The 18967-nt window shown below is 65.1% G+C and carries 17 protein-coding genes and 1 pseudogene; 5 read left to right on the top strand and 13 right to left on the bottom strand.

All coding sequences use genetic code 11. The features are described from left to right. Nucleotides 1–3: 3 nt before the first annotated feature. From Q0G75_RS04045 to Q0G75_RS03995, 11 genes are all read right to left on the bottom strand, one after another. A complete protein-coding gene (locus Q0G75_RS04045) occupies nucleotides 4–2112 on the bottom strand; it encodes a hypothetical protein (RefSeq protein WP_294415011.1) in 2109 nt (702 codons plus the stop codon). A 435-nt stretch (nucleotides 2113–2547) separates the two neighbouring features. Beyond that, on the bottom strand, nucleotides 2548–3201 hold the full coding sequence (hypB, locus tag Q0G75_RS04040) for a hydrogenase nickel incorporation protein HypB (protein WP_294415013.1): 654 nt from the start codon (nucleotides 3199–3201) through the stop codon (nucleotides 2548–2550). Between the two features lie 207 nt (nucleotides 3202–3408). Continuing rightward, nucleotides 3409–3762, bottom strand: a complete 354-nt coding sequence (hypA, locus tag Q0G75_RS04035) for a hydrogenase maturation nickel metallochaperone HypA (protein ID WP_294415016.1) — start codon at nucleotides 3760–3762, stop codon at nucleotides 3409–3411. Between the two features lie 128 nt (nucleotides 3763–3890). Beyond that, nucleotides 3891–4724, bottom strand: a complete 834-nt coding sequence (tatC, locus tag Q0G75_RS04030) for a twin-arginine translocase subunit TatC (protein ID WP_294415018.1) — start codon at nucleotides 4722–4724, stop codon at nucleotides 3891–3893. Between the two features lie 3 nt (nucleotides 4725–4727). Further along, nucleotides 4728–5294 (bottom strand): twin-arginine translocase TatA/TatE family subunit, encoded by a 567-nt coding sequence (locus Q0G75_RS04025; RefSeq protein ID WP_294415020.1) that lies wholly within the window; start codon nucleotides 5292–5294, stop codon nucleotides 4728–4730. A 168-nt stretch (nucleotides 5295–5462) separates the two neighbouring features. Beyond that, on the bottom strand, nucleotides 5463–5657 hold the full coding sequence (locus Q0G75_RS04020; protein ID WP_042432613.1) for a hypothetical protein: 195 nt from the start codon (nucleotides 5655–5657) through the stop codon (nucleotides 5463–5465). 6 nt (nucleotides 5658–5663) lie between these two features. Continuing rightward, the gene (locus Q0G75_RS04015; protein WP_294415022.1) at nucleotides 5664–7016 is read right to left on the bottom strand and encodes an amidohydrolase family protein; all 1353 of its coding nucleotides are present in this window, start codon (nucleotides 7014–7016) and stop codon (nucleotides 5664–5666) included. A gap of 210 nt (nucleotides 7017–7226) precedes the next feature. Beyond that, nucleotides 7227–8705, bottom strand: a complete 1479-nt coding sequence (locus tag Q0G75_RS04010) for a HAMP domain-containing sensor histidine kinase (RefSeq protein ID WP_294415024.1) — start codon at nucleotides 8703–8705, stop codon at nucleotides 7227–7229. A 12-nt stretch (nucleotides 8706–8717) separates the two neighbouring features. Then, nucleotides 8718–9401, bottom strand: coding sequence for a response regulator transcription factor (locus tag Q0G75_RS04005; RefSeq protein ID WP_294415026.1), 684 nt, complete (start codon nucleotides 9399–9401; stop codon nucleotides 8718–8720). Between the two features lie 150 nt (nucleotides 9402–9551). After that, nucleotides 9552–10736 carry a 4Fe-4S binding protein gene (locus Q0G75_RS04000; RefSeq protein ID WP_294415027.1) on the bottom strand — a complete coding sequence of 395 codons (1185 nt, stop codon included), beginning with the start codon at nucleotides 10734–10736 and terminating at the stop codon, nucleotides 9552–9554. Between the two features lie 51 nt (nucleotides 10737–10787). After that, on the bottom strand, nucleotides 10788–11588 hold the full coding sequence (locus Q0G75_RS03995; protein WP_294415028.1) for a hypothetical protein: 801 nt from the start codon (nucleotides 11586–11588) through the stop codon (nucleotides 10788–10790). A gap of 382 nt (nucleotides 11589–11970) precedes the next feature. Between Q0G75_RS03995 and Q0G75_RS03990 the strand changes: the two genes are divergently transcribed. From Q0G75_RS03990 to Q0G75_RS03970, 5 genes are all read left to right on the top strand, one after another. Then, nucleotides 11971–12795, top strand: a complete 825-nt coding sequence (locus tag Q0G75_RS03990) for a hypothetical protein (RefSeq protein ID WP_294415030.1) — start codon at nucleotides 11971–11973, stop codon at nucleotides 12793–12795. 2 nt (nucleotides 12796–12797) lie between these two features. Beyond that, nucleotides 12798–13499, top strand: a complete 702-nt coding sequence (locus tag Q0G75_RS03985) for a molecular chaperone (protein ID WP_294415032.1) — start codon at nucleotides 12798–12800, stop codon at nucleotides 13497–13499. 122 nt (nucleotides 13500–13621) lie between these two features. Next, entirely contained in the window at nucleotides 13622–14347 is a 726-nt protein-coding gene (locus tag Q0G75_RS03980; RefSeq protein WP_294415033.1) for a 4Fe-4S dicluster domain-containing protein, read from the top strand. Nucleotides 14348–14356: 9 nt separating this feature from the next. Beyond that, on the top strand, nucleotides 14357–15322 hold the full coding sequence (locus Q0G75_RS03975) for a 4Fe-4S binding protein (RefSeq protein WP_294415036.1): 966 nt from the start codon (nucleotides 14357–14359) through the stop codon (nucleotides 15320–15322). Between the two features lie 392 nt (nucleotides 15323–15714). Then, entirely contained in the window at nucleotides 15715–17616 is a 1902-nt protein-coding gene (locus Q0G75_RS03970; RefSeq protein ID WP_294415039.1) for a UvrD-helicase domain-containing protein, read from the top strand. 303 nt (nucleotides 17617–17919) lie between these two features. Here the strand turns inward: Q0G75_RS03970 and Q0G75_RS03965 are convergent, their stop codons facing one another. Both Q0G75_RS03965 and Q0G75_RS03960 read right to left on the bottom strand, forming a co-directional pair. Next, entirely contained in the window at nucleotides 17920–18282 is a 363-nt protein-coding gene (locus tag Q0G75_RS03965) for an arsenate reductase family protein (RefSeq protein ID WP_294415041.1), read from the bottom strand. A 412-nt stretch (nucleotides 18283–18694) separates the two neighbouring features. Further along, nucleotides 18695–18967, bottom strand: a pseudogene (locus Q0G75_RS03960) (hypothetical protein); the annotation flags it as partial.

Below are 18967 nucleotides of genomic sequence, written 5' to 3'. Positions count from 1 at the left end.
CCGTTACGCCCCCTTGATGTCGTTGGAGCCGGATTCGCCTTCCGCCTTGCGCTTGCGGCCGCGCACGAACAGCGCGATGCAGGCAGCCGCCACGGCGGCAACGCCCGCCAGCACCGCAGGCCACCATGCGCGAAGGCCCGCTATGGAAGCAATCCCCGACTCGGCGCCGGCCTGGTAGTCGGACAGCGGGGTCTCGCTCTCAGCGATGCGCTCCTCGTAGGCCGTGTTGCCGTCGGGCGCGATCGCATCGGACTGCCCGCCTGCCGCGGAGGCGGCTTCCCCATCCGCAGAACCCGTGGTCACGGTGGCGTATTGCGCACCCGAGGTCAGGCCGCCCGCGGAACCGTCCGCGGTCACCGCCCCGGTTACGGGGTCGATGATGTAGTAGCGCACGCCGCCGTCGACGATGTCGGTGCGCACCACGATGACGTCGCCTTCCAGCACCGTCCCGGGCTGCGCATAGTACATGGTGTATGTGCGGTACGGCGCGTAGAAACTGTGCACGATGGGAGCTTCCTGGCCGGACAGGCGCTGATAGGCGACGCCGTCCGCCTCAAACTGCTCGGGCCCGGAGATCTGCAGCGCCTGGCCATCCGGCTGGCAAGTCAGGGTTTCCCCGCCGATCTGCTTGCCGCTAGCAACGTCCACATAGCGGACGTTCACCTGGTAAGCTTCCGGCGCCTGCACGTCGGAACGCGTGTAGTACACGGTGTCCGATGCAGGGCGGCCGCTCGTGAAGTCCTGCCAGGTATAGGTCAGCGTGCTCTCGGAGCCGAAGCGCGTGTACGTTTCGCCATCGCGCTCATAGGTGGCGGGCAGGGAGATGCTTGCAGGCTGGCCATCTGCCACCTGCGCCGTTTCGCTGGAGACCACCTCGATGGACACCCGGCCGTTTTCCGCCGGGGTCACCAACGCGATGTTCGCCGTGTAGGCGAGCTGGGCGTTCTCGGATGCGTACTCCAGCGTGAACTCGGGAGCGCCGTCCAGGGTCAGCGACAGCTTGGCGGCCTGCTCGGCCGTGTAGACGTTGCCGCGGTTGTCGCGCGCGCCCTTGAGCACGTAGCGGTCGACCGAGCCGCTATGCGCCTGCGAGAACACGGTCGGCGGCGCGTACAGGTAGCCGCCCGCGCCGACCTCCACCTTGTCGCGCATAAGCGATGCGCCGTCGGCGGAGATGTAGGAAATGGATACCGTTTGCGTTTCCGTGCTGGCCTCGCGGCGCGGCAGGCAATGGATGGTCACCTCGGGCTGCGCGGCCGACACCGTCACGGCGGGCATCTTGGAAACGGGCACGTACACGCGGCCGTTCGCCTCCACCGTATCGCGCACCGCCACGGTTTGCGACTCGTCGGCGCCGAGCATGCCCAGCTCATCGCGCAGAAGCACGTTCCCGTCCTCGTCGACGTATGCGACGCTGGCAGCCACGTCGGCGGCTTCCACCTTCTCGTAGCTCACGTAGAGCACGCCGTCTTCCAGCGCGGGGACGGCCGACGACGCCCCGCCGGCCAGGCGATAGGTGCTGCCGTTGCGCACGATCAGGCGCGGCGCCTCGAAGGGCTGCGTCTCGTCGCCGGCAACCGCCGTGCGGATGCCCACCAGCGAATCGGCGACCGAGCCCGCCGGCTGACCGTCGACCGACATGGCGACGGCGTATACCGTTGCGGAAAGCACCGGCGCCGCCTGCTGGCGATTGGCCGTTGCCGCCGTATAGAAGTCAAGGGAGATCTTGCCGCTGTGCGAGGCCACATAGCCGGCCTTGGCGTTCAGCGAGATGACGCCCGCCTGGTCCTGGGGGTTGTCGTACGCGTACTGCAGGTCATGTTGGCGAACCTCGCCGCCGACCGACACGTCGGCGTACAGCGTGGCGCCGCCAAGGCCCACCGCCGTTGCCACGTCGAAGGCGTCGCCGCCGACGGAGAGCGTGTCGATGCCGCGCACGGAAAGGGATTCGACGCCCTGCGCCACCTGCGACGGCGAGCCCGCTGCGGGTTCGTCAGCGTGGGCCGGCAAGGCGATAGGCGTCAATGTCAGGGAAAGCGCCAGGGACAGCCCGACGCATGTTGCCGCACGAGACGCTTCGCGCGACACGGCCGAATAGCGAGTCGAGTTCATAGCAGCTCCGTTCGTTCTCGTCTGAACGCGTCAACTTGCTGCAAGAACGAGCCGGCGCGCCGCTTGCCGGCGCTTCCCCACCCATGCGAACGCGATGCGTTTCGCCCCCAGGGGACGGTCGGCATATCACCAGCAACCGGGAAGGGCCGTTCCGCGAAACGGAGCTCCTCGATGTGCCCTTAATCCACTCATGCTGATTATTGCAAGGTGGCAGAGGGGTGTCAAGTCAGAGGGATATCATTTAGGGAATCTATCGGTTTGAGCGCATGACCTGCTATTCTGCTTGTAACATTCGCCGCACTTGTCGGAATTTTTGCCTAGTTTTGTCACCCCTTTGGAAGCAGCAATGGGCATACGTCGGGAAACGTCCGAAAACGCAAGCAGGCGGCATGCCTTGCGACATGCCGCCTGCTTGGACGGGATATGTTCGCCGTGCTACTGGATGGCGCGGATCTGCTCGGCCAGCCAGGTTGCCCATTCCTCGACGCCCTCGCCCTTGGTAGCGGCGATGGGGAAGATGGGAGCCTGCGGGTTGAGCTGGCGCACGCTGGCGTCGAACGCCTCGCGATCGAAGTTGAACACGGGCATGGTGTCCACCTTGTTCAGGATGACCACCTTCGCCGCCTGGAAAACGCCGGGATACTTAAGTGGTTTGTCGTCGCCCTCGGGCACGGACAAAATCATGACCTTGGCGTTCTCGCCCAGGTCGAAGTCGGTCGGGCACACCAGGTTGCCCACGTTCTCCACGATGATCAGGTCCAGGCGCTCCAGGTCGAGCACGTCGATGGCGCGGCTGATCATGTTGGACTCCAGGTGGCATGCGCCACCCGTGTTGATCTGCACGGCCGCGATGCCCTGCGCCTTGATCTTCTCGGCGTCCACGTTGCTGGCGATGTCGCCCTCGATGACGGCGATGTTGAACTCGTCGCGCAGCGCCTCGATGGTGGCCAGGATGGTGGACGTCTTGCCGGAGCCAGGGCTGGCAAGCAGGTCGAGCACGTACACGTGGTTGTCGGCGAAGCGCTTGCGCAGCTGCGCCGCCAGCTGATCGTTCTTGTCAAGGATGGGTTGCTTCATATCGATTTGCATGCTGATTCCTCCTATTGATCAAGCAGCGGTTTGAGTTATGAACCAGATTGGGAAGGCGCGGCGAACGCGAACGCTCGCGGCCTTCCGGCAGCGCCACACGGGGAAGAGCCCCCCGCGCGGTCTTCCGGCAGGGTCATCGGGCGCGTACGCTCGAAGGCGGCCGTCCCTACGGCAAGCGTCCGCCACGCAACGTTGTGCCGGTGCCCGTTAGTCATCGGGCAGGTCGACCTCGATGGAGTCGATCTGCAGCTCGCGACCGGCCAAAAGCTTCGTGTTGTAGCCGCCGCACTCGGGGCACACCATGTGGAAGCGGTCGTGCTCGTACTCGGCGCCGCAATCCAAGCAAAGGCTTCGAGGCTTCACCATGTTGATCTCAAGCTCCGCGCCCTCGCTCATGGTGCCTTCCGTGAGCACTTCGAACGCGAAGCGCAGCGAGTCCTCGATGGCCTCGGTCATCTCGCCGATGGACAGCGTGACCTTGAGCACCTTCGTGGCGCCCGCCTGCACGGCGGACTTCTCCACCGCCTCCATGACGCCGGTCATGATTCCTAGCTCGTGCATGCAGCTCCTTCGATCCGCGAAACCGTGCAGCGCCCGCGCCGCACGCCATTGGTACGAACCCCATACTATCCCAAGAAGGCCCGCACGCAGCGGGCCTTCAGGTTAACCATATATGTTTGCCGGCGAAGCTACTTGCGCTTCACGGCCTTGAGCTTCTTGGTCTTGGGAGCGGCCACCTGAGCAGCACCCTCCTCCTTCGCAAGCTCCTCGTTCTGCTTCTTGATGCGCCTGCCCAAGGCGATGCGCGCCAGCAGCAGCGACACCTCGTACAACACGATCAGCGCGGCGAACATGAGCGCCATGGTGACCGGGGAGGCGTCGGGCGTAACGATGGCGCAGAACACCAGCAGGCCGACGTAGATGCCGCGCCAGCTATCGCGCAGCTTCTTGTACGGCACCACGTTGAACACCACCAGGTAGAAGATGACCAGCGGCAACTCGAAGGCCACGCCGAAGCCCAGCTCGAACTTGATGATGATATCCACGTAGCTGGCCATGCGCGGCGTGACGGTGCCCAGGCCCATGGCCTGGTCGGTGAGCCACTGGAACGCCGGGTTCAGGATGATGCAGTAGCAGAACACCGTGCCCACGATGAACAGCGCCACGGCCGCGGCGAACGTGGGGATGAACCACTTGCGCTCGTTGGGCTTGAGCGCCGGCAGGAAGAACGCCAGCAGCTGCCACAGGATAACCGGCGAACAGGCCACGATGGCCGCCCAGATGGAGATCTTGAAGCGGGTGGAGAACGCCTCGAACGGGTCGATGGCCATGAACGACGGCAGGCCGTCGGGGCCCTTCGGCAGGTACTCGGCGATGGGGATCATCAGGAACTGGCCCATGGTGGGCGTGGCGAAGTAGAACACGCACACGCCGACGAGCAGGCACACGACGATGCGCACCAAGCGCATGCGCAGCTCGCCCAGATGATCGAATAGGGGCATTCGCGCCGGTCCGATAGGCATCGGTTACTCCCCCTTCGTTTCGGTGGCGGAAGATTCTGCAGCGGGCGCTGCCGGTGCGGCGGGCGCCGCAGGAGCCGCTTGCGCGGCGGTTTCGGGAGCTGCGGCCTCGGCCGACTTGGCGTCGGCAGCTGCCAGCGCGGCCTGCTTGGCGGCCTCGGCCCTTTCGGCTTCGGCAGCCTGCTTGGCGGCGCGCTCGCGATCATAGCGGGCCTTGCGCTCGCTGAAGCTTTCCTGCTGCCCCGCCGGGCGCGGCTTGGATGCCGTGGCGGAGGAGCTATGCGAGGACACGGCCTTGCTTGCGCTGTTCACGGCCCTGCTTGCGCCATTGGCGGCCTTCTTGCCGGCGTCGGCGGCCTTCTCCATGACGTCGAGCGGGTTCTTGAACGGCTCGTCGGAATCGGGGTCGTACACCTCGTTCTTGATAACCTTGTTCATCTCCTCCTGCGCGTTGCGGAACTTGCCGATGGCCTTGCCAAGCGTTTTCGCCATTGCGGGCAGCTTGTCGGGGCCGAACAGCAGGAAACCGAACAGCAGAATGAGAAAGAGCTCAAATCCACCGATACCAAACAAAGCATTCCCCTTTGCGTGCGTTCCCTTTACTCTTTTCGCGCTTGCGCGCGACAGCCATTCATGGTAGCACAAACGCCCCGACCCCCTTCGCGCGCACTTCCTTTACAGAAAAGTTCTGCTAGGGAAGCAGCATTCGGGGACCGGGGCGTTATCCGCTGCCAAGGGTTGCTACATGGACAGCACGGAAAGCGCGATGGTGGGGATGCCGAGCGCCAGCACCAGGATGACGCACACCACCACGGTGAAGATCTTCTTGGTGCGGGCAGCCGCCTCGCGGCGCGCCTTCTCGCGCGCCTCGCGCTCCTGCGCCGCCTTGATGCGTTCGGCCTTCTGCTTGGCCGTGAGCTTCTGGTTCGTTCCCATGGCGCGCTACCTCAGCTTGCTGCGGATCTCGATGACGCGGGCGATGCTGCGGGCCACTTCCACGCCCACATGCCAGCTGCTCTTCTCGTACAGCACGTTGCCGCCCACCATGGTCATGAGCACGTCGGAGCCGTTGCAGGCGTTGACCACGGCCGAGACCGGGTCGGTGGCCGGCGTTTGGTGCGAGCCGGACAGGTCGACGGCGATGACGTCGGCCAGCTTGCCCACTTCCAGGCTGCCCACCTTGTCGTCCATGCGCAGCGCGCGGGCGCCGCCGATGGTGGCCATCTCCAGCATGGTGGAGGACTTCATGAAGCTGCGCGGATTCACGGCGCGCTGGATGAGCATGCCGATGTGCATCTCCGAGATCATGTCGGTGGAGTCGGTGGCGGCGGGGCTGTCGGTGCCCAGGCCCACGCGCAGGCCGTTGTTCAGGAACTCGGCGAGCGGGGCCACGCCCATGCCCAGCTGGGCGTTGATGCGCGGGCAGCTGGCCACGGAGACGTCGTACTCCTTGAGCTTGGCCACGTCATGGTCGTCGACGTAGACGCCGTGCACCATCATGACGTTGTCGCTCTCGAACGCGCCCCAGTTCAGCACGTAGTTGACCGGCGTGGTGCCCGTGGGCAGCCACGGCGGGACCTCCACGTAGCAGCGCGTGGTGTCCATGGAGTGGACGGAGAAGGGCGAGGAGCCGTAGCGCACGAAGTCGCACTCCTCGCGGTCGCCGGCCAGGCGCAGCGCCACGGGGAGGTTCTCCTTGGAGGCGAGCTGGGCGACCTTGCGGAAGATCTCCGGGTTGCAGGTGAACAGCGACGACGGGGCCAGGCCGACGGCAAGGCGGTCGGAATCGACCTCTTCCCGCCAATGGGCCAGGTCGTTCTCAGCCTGATGCATGGCGAAGTCCACGCGGCGGCGGTCCATGGCGCCCACCTCGCGGTAGACGACGCCGCGCATGCCCAGCTTCTGCATGGCGGTGCAGCTGGCGCCCGAAGTGGTGATGTCGGCCACGGTGGTGATGCCGCTGGACAGCGACTCGAGGCCGCCCAGGATGGCCGAATCGTACCAATCGGCGGCGTCCATCTTCGCGGACAGCTCGCGCATGGTCATGATCCAAGTAGCGTAGGGGACATCGTGGACGATGCCGCGCATGACCGCGTTCTCCAGGTGGGTGTGCAGGTCGACGAAGCCGGGCAGGATGGCCGCCTGGCCGAAATCGGAGACTTCCTCATCGGGATAGCGCAACTTGAGCATGGCGGCGTCGCCGACGTCGCGGATGGCGCCGTCGCGAACGAGCACCGCACCGTTGTGGATGGGTTCCGACGTGATGGGAAGCACGTACTGCGCGCACAAAAGCATGGGCTGCCTCGCTTGTTCCGTGATTTGCAAGTAAACACGTATGATAGCACCGATGAGCGCCCCGGCGGAGCTTCCACGAAAGCAACGCGGCGAGCGGCGCAGGGCAGGGGCACTTGATTCGCGAACAGGGGACGGAGGTGTGTTCACACGGATACGTCGACGGAAGTGCGGGGGTTAACCGCGAACACACCTCCGTCCCCTGTTCGCGGGTTACTTCAACGGCAGGGTTGCGGTAAACACGGTGCCTTCGGCCTGCGTGCTGGAGACCGTTAGCGTGCCGCCGTGCTCCTCGGCGATGGCCCGCGCGATGGCGAGCCCCAGACCGTGCCCGCCGGCGCTGCCCGTGCGCGCCTTGTCCGCGCGATAGAAGCGGTCGAACACGTGGGGAAGGTCCTCGGGAGATATGGGCGCGCCGGTGTTGCGCACCGCAAGCCTCGCCTGCTTGGCCGAGCGCGAAAGCGACACGTCGACCGCTCCCCCATCGTCGACGTACTTGCAGGCGTTGTCGATGAGCGTGCCCGCCAAACGGCGCAGCCGCTGCTCGTTGCCGCGCAGCTCGATGCCGGGCTCCACCTGCGATTCCAGCTTCACGCCGCGCTCGAACGCCACCGATTCGAACTGCAGCACCTCGCCTTCGAGCACGTCGGACAGGTCGACTTCCTCGAAGGCCGGACGGGCGGCGCCGGACTGCGCGGCCGCCTCCTCCTCGTCCATCTTCGCCAGCGCGAGCAAGTCGCCCACCAGGCCCTGCATAGCCTCGGCCTCGTGCTGCGTGCTCTCGAGCCATTGGCTTTGGCTTGCCACGCTGCGCTCGGGATGCTCGAGCGCGATGGACGTGTTGGCCAGGATGACGGTGAGCGGGGTTTTCAGGTCGTGCGACGCGTCGGCAACGAAGCGGCGCTGCTGCGTCCAAGCGCGGGCGACGGGGCGCAGCGCCCAGCGGCTGAAGAACAGGCTGATAACGAAGAACACCGCCAGCGCCGCGACCTCCACCACGGCGAGCGTGGCCGCCAGGGTGCGCCAGCCGCTCGCGCTGCCCATGTCGGCGAACGCCAGATACATGACGCCGCCCGCCTGGCGTTTCACGTAGAACAGGCCCAGGTCGGATAGGCTGCCGAAGCCCTCGTCGGCGCCGGCGAGCTGCTGACCGGCTTGCTCGAGCACGTCTTGGCTGATAGACGCCGTGTTGTAGCGGCCGAGCGCGGTCATGGCCCCGTCCACGGACACGGAGAACAGCGCCATGGGGATGACCTGCCCCCCGTCGCGCTCGCGACCGCCGATGGTCGGCGGCGCCGCGACGTCGGAGGAGTCGGCAACGGCGAGCTCCTGATCGGCAGAGCCGGCGAGCGCATCGGCCCCGACGTCCTCCCGGCCCACGGCGGCATCGGCTTCCGCAAAGCCGGCGGCCTGCCCGGCAACCTGGGCCGACGTCTCCTGGTCGCCGGAGACGGCCGGGTCGTCCGCCCCGCCATCGTCAGGCGCGGGCTGGCCTTCGCCCAACGCGTCCTTCCCCATCTGCCTGCCCTGGTGCTCGGCGGCCTGCGCGATGGCCTGGTTGAGCGCGCCATCGACCGTGGCGACGCTTTGCCGATGGTTCACCACGCAGATAGTCGTGAAAACCACCGTCAGCACGACGGCGACGGTGGCCATGTTCAACGCTATGAACTTGATGCGGAGCTTTTTCAGCATAGGGCGGCCGCCTTAGGCCGCGGCGCCGTCGGCGGCGAAACGGTAGCCAGCCTTGCGGATGGTCTCGATGCACGCCTGCGAGCCCAGAAAGCGCATCTTCTTGCGAAGGAAGCTGACATAGGCTTCCACATTGTTGTCCTCGGCGCTCGATTCCACACCCCACACGCGCTCGATGAGCAGCTCCTTCGACACCACCTGGCCGGCATTGCTCATAAGCACCTTCGCCAGGGAAAACTCCTTGAACGACAGATGGATGGTCTTCTGCCCGCACGTCAGGTCATAGCTTTCCAGATTCAGCGAAAGATCGCCCGCATCGAGCTTCTCGAAGATCACCTCGCCCTGGCGGCGCGTGAGGGCGCGCAGATGCGCCAGCAGCTCGGCGGGACTGAAAGGCTTGGTCATGTAGTCATCGGCGCCGCTGTCCAGACCGGTAATCTTGTCGGGCACGGCATCGCGCGCGGTGAGCAGCAGCACCGGCGTGCTCACGTTCTTGCGGCGCAATTCGGCCACTACCGCGAAACCGTCCATCTTCGGCAGCATGACGTCCAGGATGACCACGTCGTAGATACCGCTTTCGGCATAGGCCAGCCCATCGGCGCCGTTGTGCACCACGTCGGTGCCGTAGCCGTTCTCCTCCAGGATGTGCGCCAGCGCGCGGGCCAGCCGCACGTCGTCTTCCACGATGAGGATCTGCATGGTGTGCCTTCCGTCGATTCCCGAACCCGCACCGCAGGGCGCAGGCATGCATTCTTTTGGTCAACAGTATACGGCGCAGCCTGAAAACGGGCTTAAAGAACGGGGCCGCCCCGTAGGACGGCCCCGCATGCGGAAGCTATGGAAGCGGATTTAGCGCTCGTAGACCTGATCGCAGCCGAGCAGGTCCTTCATGGTGTGCCAGATCTGATGCGGATCGCCCACGGGATGCGCGGGCGGCTTCATCTCGTAGCGTTCCACCGCACCCGAGAGCAGGTCGACGGCGAACACCTCGTCGGAGAGCGTGAGCGCCTGCTGCGGGCAGATGTCCGTGCAGCAACGGCATTTCACGCAATCGCCAGGGAAATGCTCCACGCCGAACGTGCCGTCCTCGTCGGTGAACTTGCTGATGGCGCCGGTCGGGCAGAACGTCGCGCACATCTGGCAGCTGCTGCATTTGTCCGGGTCGATGATGACGTGGCCCCACAGGCGCGTCTCGATCATGACGTCCTGCGGCTCGCCCAAGCTGGACAGGCTGTTCAGCAGCAGCTCACGGCGATCGGGGATGAAGTGGGGCAACGTGCCGTCCTCCATCACTTTCTGGAAGCGCGATTCGGGCTTCTCCTCGATGCCGAGCGTTTCCTTCACGGCATAGTCGGCGGTGGTGCCGGCGGCTGCCTTCGCCTCGGAGCCCATTTCCGCGAAGAACCTGCGCTTGCCGGCGTCGAAGCTGGATTTGCCCTCGAGGCGCACCTGGTGCGGGAACTTCTTCACCAGGTCGACGCGCATGTCGCTGTTCCACGTTTCCAGCAGCGTGTTGGCGGTATCGCGCACCTGCTCGGCCATATGGAACCCGGTGGCGTGCTCGCAGGCGGCGCACTTGCCCTCCACCAGGCTGACGTGCTTGGCGCCGGCCACGGCCAGGGTGACCAGCAGGCTTTCCTCCACGCGCCCAAGACACGTGACGGACACGACTTTCTCCAGGTCAAGCAGCCCTTCTGCAGCATTCACGATTTGCTCGCACGCGATGACCACCTCGCCGTCGGCGGCGCGCATGGCCTGGATGCAGCGATGCAGCAGCTCGGCGTCGTTGGGACGATGGGCCTCGAGCGCGCACGTGGGGCACACGGTGGCGCACGTGCCGCAGCCGATGCATTTCTCCGGCGAGATGATCAGCTCGTTGTCGTTATAGGATATGCAGCCCGACGTGCACACCTCCGCGCACTTCATGCACGTGGCATTGCGATTGCGCACGACGGCGCAGCGGTTCTGATGAACCGTGATATCGGCGCTCTGTAGTTTTTCGAGCAGACCGAGGAAATTCTTGGCACTTGGCATTGCTGCCCCTTTCTCGTCTACCCCCTTGCACTGGTTAGTATAGCCGTTCGCCTACGCAAAAGTGCCGGCGGCAGCATCGAACTCGCGCACGGTGCCGTCGGCGTACTCGATGCCCCAGGTGCCGTAGTCCACGTCGAACGCGGGCAGCTCGGGCATGGCGAAGGCCGGCTCGGCGGCGTCGGCAACGTCGGCAACCTGGTCGGCCGCAACGACGGCCTCCCCCTCGTCAGCAGCAGCGACGTCGACGGCCTGCTGATCCTGCTGACCTGCGGATTCGCCTTGCTCGGCGGCTGCGGCGGCTTCGGCTTGCACCTGCTCGGCGGCTGCGAGCTGGGCCTCGTAGCTGGCACGCGACGGAATGCGCACGCAAGCAATATCCTGCCCCAACGCGCCGTCGTTCATAAGGTCGCGGACGCGCTCCACCATGTCCACCCCATCGGCCGGGAAAGAAGAGTCGGAGCCCGTCTTCACAGCGATGAGCGCGTTGTCGCCGAACTCCAGCTCAAGCCAGTGGTACGGAAACGCCGGCTGCCCATTTTCGGCGCGGACGTTGTTGGCGGCGGTAATGGTATTGGACACCTTCGAGAGCATGTTGTGCAGCCACTTGGGCATGACGCCCTCCCACAGCTGCTGCGCGGCTTCGTCGGACTTGTCCCAGTAGGCGCGGTGCAGCTTGATCATGAAGCGCATCACGTTCTCCGGGCGCTGTCCGTCCACCGGCTTGTGCGCTTGCACAAGCGATGGCGACACATAGGAGTACGAGCGTTTGATGTCGGAGACGCATTCGTCGTTGAATAAACGTTCGTCCAGGTCCATGCGAAGAATCAGTGAGGGTCGAATAAAAGCGGTCATGGCTTCAGCTTCCTTTCTCCAAACCAAAGCGGGCCGGCGCACGTCCCCACGCGGCCGGGTCCGTCGTCCACTTGCATTCTTCCCCAAACCCCGCCGCGCAGTATGGCGCAACCCTCTGCGCATTGTCAAACGCGAACACGACTATCCCCAAATTCGAATAACCTGACGCGGCAACTCAGGGCTTGACATCGCCGATGCGGCGCGCCTATCATCGTCGCGGGGAGTCCGCCGGCGCACCATATGCGTGCGGCAGACATTGTTTGCAAAAGTCGGAGCTTCAGGGGTGAAGTTCCCGGAGTCGGTCTTACGGGCCGGCACTGTAGCGTCGTGCCAGAAGGCAGGCGCTTGTTTTGTTGCTAGCAATGTCTGGGAGGGGCGGAGCATGTCTGATTCCACTTTCGATCTATCCTTTGATTCCGAGCTTGACGAGTTCGATCCGTTGGAGGACACCGGCGCGGACGACAACGACGACGAGGGCGGCGACTACACCGCCATCAGCTCGGCAACCGATGCACCCGCACAGCAATCCGAAGCGAAAACCGACGACCGCACGCCTGCCGAGCGCATCGACGACCTGTTCGACTCCATGGTCCCACGCCGCAAGGTGCTGCTGGGCATCCTGTCCTTCGTGGAGGAGCCGCAAACCGCCGAGGCCGTGAACGCCCACGTCGATAAGCTTCAGCAGGACAACTTCAGCGTCTACACCGCCGCAAACCTGTGCAACCTGCTCGAGCGCGCCGGCGCCATCGAGCGCGTCACCGCCGACGGCCAGCCTGCCGACGAGGCCGACAACGAGCCCAAAACCGTGGTCGTGGACGGCGTGGAGTATCTGGAAGCCGCCGAACCCGTCGAGATGTTCTGGCGCATCACCGAGCCTGGCCAGGCAAAACTTGATTCCGACAAACCTATCGAGCGCCTGCGCGCCCTGCTTGAGGAGGACGCGGCGTACGCGGTCATCTACAAGCGCATCCTCACGCTGTGCGCAGCCGAAAACGGCGCCGCCACCCCGACCATCAACGGCGAGGTCGACAACGATCCGCTGGTGCAGAAGCCCCGCCTGTACGCCCCGCATTTCGTGGACAAGCTGGAGCAATGCGACGCGCTGGAGTGGCGCAAGGCCTGGTTCACCACCGAGACGGGCAAGCAGGGCCTGGAAATGCTGGCAGATGTCGTGGACGAGTCCGCGGCCGATTCTAAGGAGGACTAACCATGACCGAGAACGCCAACACCACCGCAGAGCAGGCTTCCATGGACGAGCTGATCAAGCTGATCGAGCAGCGCGCCGCAACGTACGGCCTGCTCAGCCGCCTGTTCCGTGTGGAAATCGACCAGGAGCTGCTCGACGACCTGCACGGCATGCGCTTCCCCGCCTCCACAGGCAACGCCGATGTGGACGAAGGATACCTGCGTCTGGCGAAGTACCTGTCCAACACCTGGGAGAATAGCCTGACCGACCTGGCCGTCGACTACACCCGCGTGTTCATCGGCCACGGTGTGGACGCCTACAGCGCCGCCTATCCGTTCGAGAGCGTGTACACCTCCGAGAAGCGCCTGCTCATGCAGGACGCCCGCGACGAGGTGCTGGCCATCTACCGCTCCGCCGGCCTTGACAAGAAGAACAGCTGGAAGGAAGGCGAGGACCACGTAGCCCTGGAGCTGGAATTCGAGCAAGTGCTGGCCAACCGCACCGCCGAGGCGCTGCGCAAGGGCGACGAAGAAGAGGCCGCCGCGCTGCTGACCACGCAAAGGAACTTCCTGGAAGACCATCTGCTGTCCTGGGTTCCCATGATGACCGCGGATATGAAGCGCTTCGCGAAAACCGACCTCTACCAGGGTCTTGCCTACCTCACCGACGGCTTCCTGAACACCGATAAGGCGTTTTTGGACGACGTCCTGACCGAGGACGAGTAACGGGCAGCACCCGCCAGCGCGCTTCGAAGCCGGCGCGCTGGCGGTTTTGCACGGCCAGGCTTCCCGGCGTAGAGGGCGTCGGCCAAGGGGGACTGCATCGGGCGCGAGCGAAAGAAGGAGAGATGGACAACACGGACAACCGCACGGACCTGCCCGAAGGCCGCGCGGAGAAGACGAGGGAAGCGGCTGGCGCGGCAACGGCGCCGGACGCCGCGGAAAAGCAAGCGAGAACCGGCGGCATGACGCGCCGCACGCTGTGCCTAGGCATCGGCGGCGCCGCGGTGATGCTGGGCCTGGGCGGGCTGAAGCTGGCGAACCCGCAGGCCATCATCCGCCCTCCGGGAGGACAGGATGAGGACCGCCTGATTAGCGCATGCATCCGCTGCGAGAAATGCTACGAGATCTGCCCGCGCGACGTCATCCGCCCGGCGCACATCGAGGACGGCATCCTGAACATGCGCACGCCTACGTTCGATTTCAGCGACAGCTACTGCGACTGGTGCACCGAGGAGAACGGCGGCACGCCGCTATGCGTCTCGGCCTGCCCCACGCGCGCGCTGGAGCTGCCGGCGGGCGCCACGAAGGAGAACACCATCATCGGCAAAGCCGTCATCAACACCGACTGGTGCCTGGCATACAAGCTGATCGGCTGCCGATTCTGCTACGACGCGTGCCCCTACGAGGCAATCAAGCTCGACGACGAGAACCGTCCCGTGGTGCTGGACAACAAGTGCAACGGCTGCGGCGCCTGCGAGAGCGTGTGCGTGTCGCTGCAAAACGGCTCCATTTCCGAGGGCGCCACTTCGCGTGCCATCACCATCAAGCCGCTTGACCAGGTCGAAAGGTAAGGTGCGGTCATGAAACGCAATTCGAAGACGCTGCGCACCATAACCGCGCTCGCCATCATAGCCATCGTATTCGTGGGCTTTTTGACGAACCTGGGCATCGGCACCATTTCCGCGCCGGGCATCTGGGATATCTCCATCCTCTGCCCGCTGGGAGCGCTGGGCACCATGCTGGCCAGCAAGATGATGGTGCCGCGCGCCGTGATTTCACTCGTCATCATGGTGATGCTCATCATCGTGTTCGCCCGCGCGTTCTGTGGCTGGATGTGCCCTGTTCCCCTGGTGCAGAAGCTGCGCGGCATATTCACCAAGCCCGAGAAGCAGGCGAAGACCGCAAAGCCCGCCGATGGTAAGACGGCCGACATCGCGCCGCTGACCGAGGACGAGAAGGCGGCGCTAGCCACCGGTTGCGAGAAGGACTCGAAGGGCCTGGCCGGCTGCGCAAGCTGCGCGAAAAAGCGCGGCGAGGCCGTGGACGCCCGCCACTTCGTGCTGGGCGGTGCGCTGCTGTCCACGTTCATCTTCGGTTTCCCGGTGTTTTGCCTGGTATGCCCCATCGGGCTGACCTTCGCCACCATTCTGCTGCTGGTGAACCTGTTCGCCCAGGGCGATGTGACGTGGTCGCTCATCGTGGTGCCCGCCATCCTGATCGCCGAGGTGCTGCTGTTCAGGAAATGGTGCCATAAGCTGTGCCCGCTTTCGGCGTTCATGAGCCTGATCGCCAAGCTGAACCGCACGTTCAAGCCCACCATCGACGACTCGAAGTGCCTGGAGACGGCTCAGGGCAAGAAGTGCGGCGCCTGCGGGCGCGCCTGCGAGGAGGGCATCGACCCGCGCCACCCCGAGCTTTCGGAAGCCGCATGGAGCGAGTGCACGAAATGCCGCTCATGCGTGGACGCCTGCCCTGCGCACGCGATCAGCATGCCGCTGATCGCCAAGAAGGGCGAACCCGTTTCCCTGAAGGACAACGACGAATAAGCGTCACAACGTGGCGATGCGCAAGCTGCAGCGCAGGAAACGCAGCATCGGGAATAGCCGGGCGCGACGCGCGTCCGACCTCCCGGACAGAGGGTGGCCTAGCAAGGGTTCTGGGGATAGACCACCTTCTGCCCGGGAGCGGCGCCCCTTCACCCTCCCCTCCCTCCCCACTTCAGGAGGGGCCGCCGTTCCTTCCTTCAACCCGAGAAGCCGCAGCGGGAAGTCCCCCTCCCCGCTGCGGCGGCCCCTTCCGACGGCTGGCCCGAGGAGGGGATTCGCAGAGACAACGACCCGTCGGCGACACCCGACGGCAGCGCGCTCCAACCCGCCCGCCGGGGAAGATCGCGAACATATATATAAATAGGTAAGGAACAACGGCTGGGAGGTCGAACATGAGCCAGGATATTTCGCAAGTCAAGGCAACGCGCATCGTCGGCGGCGTCGGCTGCGGGAAGACGCAGGAGCTGATCGAGCGCGTATGCTCGCTGCTCTCGAACGGAGAGAAAGCCGAGAGCGTGCTGGCGCTGTGCGCCACGCCCCAGGCATGCGAATCGTTCACGCAGCGCCTGGGCGCTGCAGCCAAGGTCGCCGACGTGAACGCCGATGGGGTCACGGTGACCACGCCGCGGGCCCTGGCGCTCGAGGTGCTCTCCGATGCCGAGGCGGTGCGCTGGTCGGGCCGCGAGCCGCGCCTGCTCACCGCCTATGAGGAGCTCTTCCTGCTTGAGGACATGAAGACGTGCGGGCTGCGCCCGAAGCGCCTGCGCGAGATGCTGAAGTTCTTCTACCGCAGCTGGACCGAGCTTGCCGACGCCGATCCGAATTGGCTGCTGGCCGGCGAGGAGGCCAACGTGCACGCGCTGCTCAAGGCGAACCTGGCCTTCACGCGCAGCATCGCCGAGCCCGAAGCGGGCAACCTTGCGGTGAACTATCTGCGCGGCCACGCCGGCGCGCGCAGCACGCACTCGTTCGCCCACGTGCTAGTGGACGACTATCAGCGCATCAGCAGGGCATCGCAGCTGCTGGCCGACCTGGTGGCATCCGAAACGCTTACGATCGCCGGTGACCGCGCCGCCTGCGTGCAGGTCTACGATAGCTACCCTTACGCCGCGGGCTTGGACGAGTTCATGGATGCGCACGAAGGTGCCGAGGATATCGAGCTTTCCGCGTGCCACGCCTGCGCAGCCGGGGCGGCCGGAGCCGCCAAGCTGCTGGCCGACCCCGCGATGCAGTCGATCGCGTTCCACACAGCGGAAGACGCCGTCGCAGGTCAGACGACCATGCTGGAAGCCACGCTACCCGAAGACGAGTTCGGCGCCGTCGCGCGCTTCGTGGCCGATGCCGTGGCTGGCGGCATGAGCCCCGCCGACGTGACGGTCGCGACACCCAACGGCGTATGGAGCCGCAACATCGTGAAGGCCCTGCTGGCCGCCAAGGTTCCTGCGCAAGCGCTGGCCGATCGCCAGCCGGTACGCGGCGATATCCGCGACAACGAACGTTGCGTGCCCGCCCGCGTGCTGACAGCGTTGGATTTGGTGGCCGATCCCGATAATGCGATGGCATGGCGTTGCTGGTGCGGGTACGGCGACTGGCTGGCCAATAGCTCCGCCATGGCGAACCTGCGCAAATACGCCGCTGAGCAGGATAAGGACCTGGTGGGGTCTCTTCGCGACATGGCGAACGGCGCGCTGGCCGCGAACGAGGGCGATGCCGATCACATCGTGGGCGCCAAGCGCGTCGGCGCCGCGTACGAAGCTGGTCTTGCGCTCATCGAATCCGCAAGCGGCCTTGAGGGCACGGCGCTGCTGGACAAGGTTGCCGAGGCGGTCACGGGCGAGAAGGGCGCAACGGCACCGGGCATCGTGAGCGCGCTGTGCTTGGGTGAGCAGGATAACTCCGCCGCCGCCATGGCCGAGCGCTTCCGCAGCCGCCTGCTGGCGCCCCGCATCGATGCCGCAAGCGCCGTCCTGGTGATCCCCTTCGACCAAGTCGCGGGGCTTTCGCCGAAGGTGCTGATCATCAGCGGTTTCGTGAACGGGTTCATCCCCTGCCGCGAGTACTTCGACGGCTCCGAGATGCCCCTCGACAAGCAGGAGAAGGAGCACGCGAAGGACGCGCGCCGCGTGTACTCCATGGCAGGAAAGGCAAGCAAGCAGCTGGTGGTTTCGCGTTTCACCACCACCAGCCTGGAAACCGCCGGCGTTATGAAGCTGCATATCGGCCGCATACGCCTGCAAGACGGCAAGCGCATGTGCGCCATCGAGCCCAGCAACTTCACCGAACAGCTGGCATAAAAAGGTTGGCCGAGAACCGTCCCGATAGCTTATCGAGCGCGCAAAGCACCGCACCCCACCTCGTGGGCGCGAGCGCAAGCTCAAGCAAACGCAAAAAGCCCCGCACAATGCGGGGCTTTTTAATCCGTCGCTTTCCGATCTTGACGCATGCCGAATTAAGAAGCTGGAAAAACAGCGGCACGGGCGCCTTGCGAAATCGGCCTTGCGATTCCGCCGGCGCTAAGCTCAGCCGCCAATTGATTTTCGGCGGTTTCCTTTTTTCCTATTTGTCTAGCGGAAGCGCAAAACGCCTATGCGAAAAGCCTATAGCAGTGCAGCTTCCCAGTCGGCTTCTTTGAAGCCGGTTAGCACGAAATCGGGGCCGACGACGATGGGACGCTTTACCAACATGCCGTTGGTAGCCAGCAGGTCATAAGCCTCCGCATCAGACATGCCTGCATCTAGCTGGGCTTTCACATTGTGCTGACGATACAGCTGCCCGCTGGTGTTGAAGAACCGGCGCAGCGGCAGCCCGCTTTTCGCGTGCCAATCTGCCAGCTCGGTCGCCGTGGGATTATCCGCCACAATGTCGCGATCCGCATACGCCACGTCATGCGCGTCCAACCACGCCTTCGCTTTCTTGCACGTTGAGCACTTCGGGTACTCGATGAACAGCACTTCCTGCACGATGAGCTCCTTCCTTTAGGCGGATCGCCTTTGCGTTTGGCGCTGCATAGCGTAGCAGGACGCCATCGCACCGCTCAACCATGCACAAGTGAAACGCGATTCAAACAGATAGCGCTACATCCCCTAAGCGTCCGGCCCCAAGACCCAAGGCGGCCCCTTCCGCTTGGAGACGTCCCTGTTTGCAAGGGGGGTTTGGGGAAAGGGTGTCTCCAAGCGGAAGGGGCCGCTTGAGGGTATTCGGTTGTCAGGGCCGGGAACCCTGCCGGGGCCGCCCGCTTCCCCGCCCCGTCGCCGGAGAGGGATCGCCGACGGCGGAGCAGGGGGATTGGCGGGCCGAAGCCCCGCAAGGGCATCGGCCCGGGCCGCCATGGGCGGCCGGGCCAAGCGGTCCGGCCGAACCCGGGGAAGCGCCCTAGTAGAACATGAACACGGACAGGCCCACGTTGTAGAAGGCGACGCGCAGGCAGACCGCGCCGACGAGGGCCGCGACCACGGCCACGGAGCCGAACAGCTTCCAGCTGGCGGCGTCGCCCTTCTTGCGGGCGAGCACGCAGACGACCAGCGGCACGACCGCGCCCACGACCACGGCGCCCAGCCACAGCAGCGGCGCCTGCGCCCCGACGGTCGCGGCGGCGTCGGCCACGGCCTTGGTGGGGTGCGTCGGGTCGAAGTAGTAGCCGACCTG

The organism is uncultured Senegalimassilia sp., from assembly GCF_934636665.1.
Classification (GTDB): Bacteria; Actinomycetota; Coriobacteriia; order Coriobacteriales; family Eggerthellaceae; genus Senegalimassilia.
Note: the sequence above shows the minus strand (reverse complement) of the source record. Positions and strands in the feature narration are given on the sequence as shown.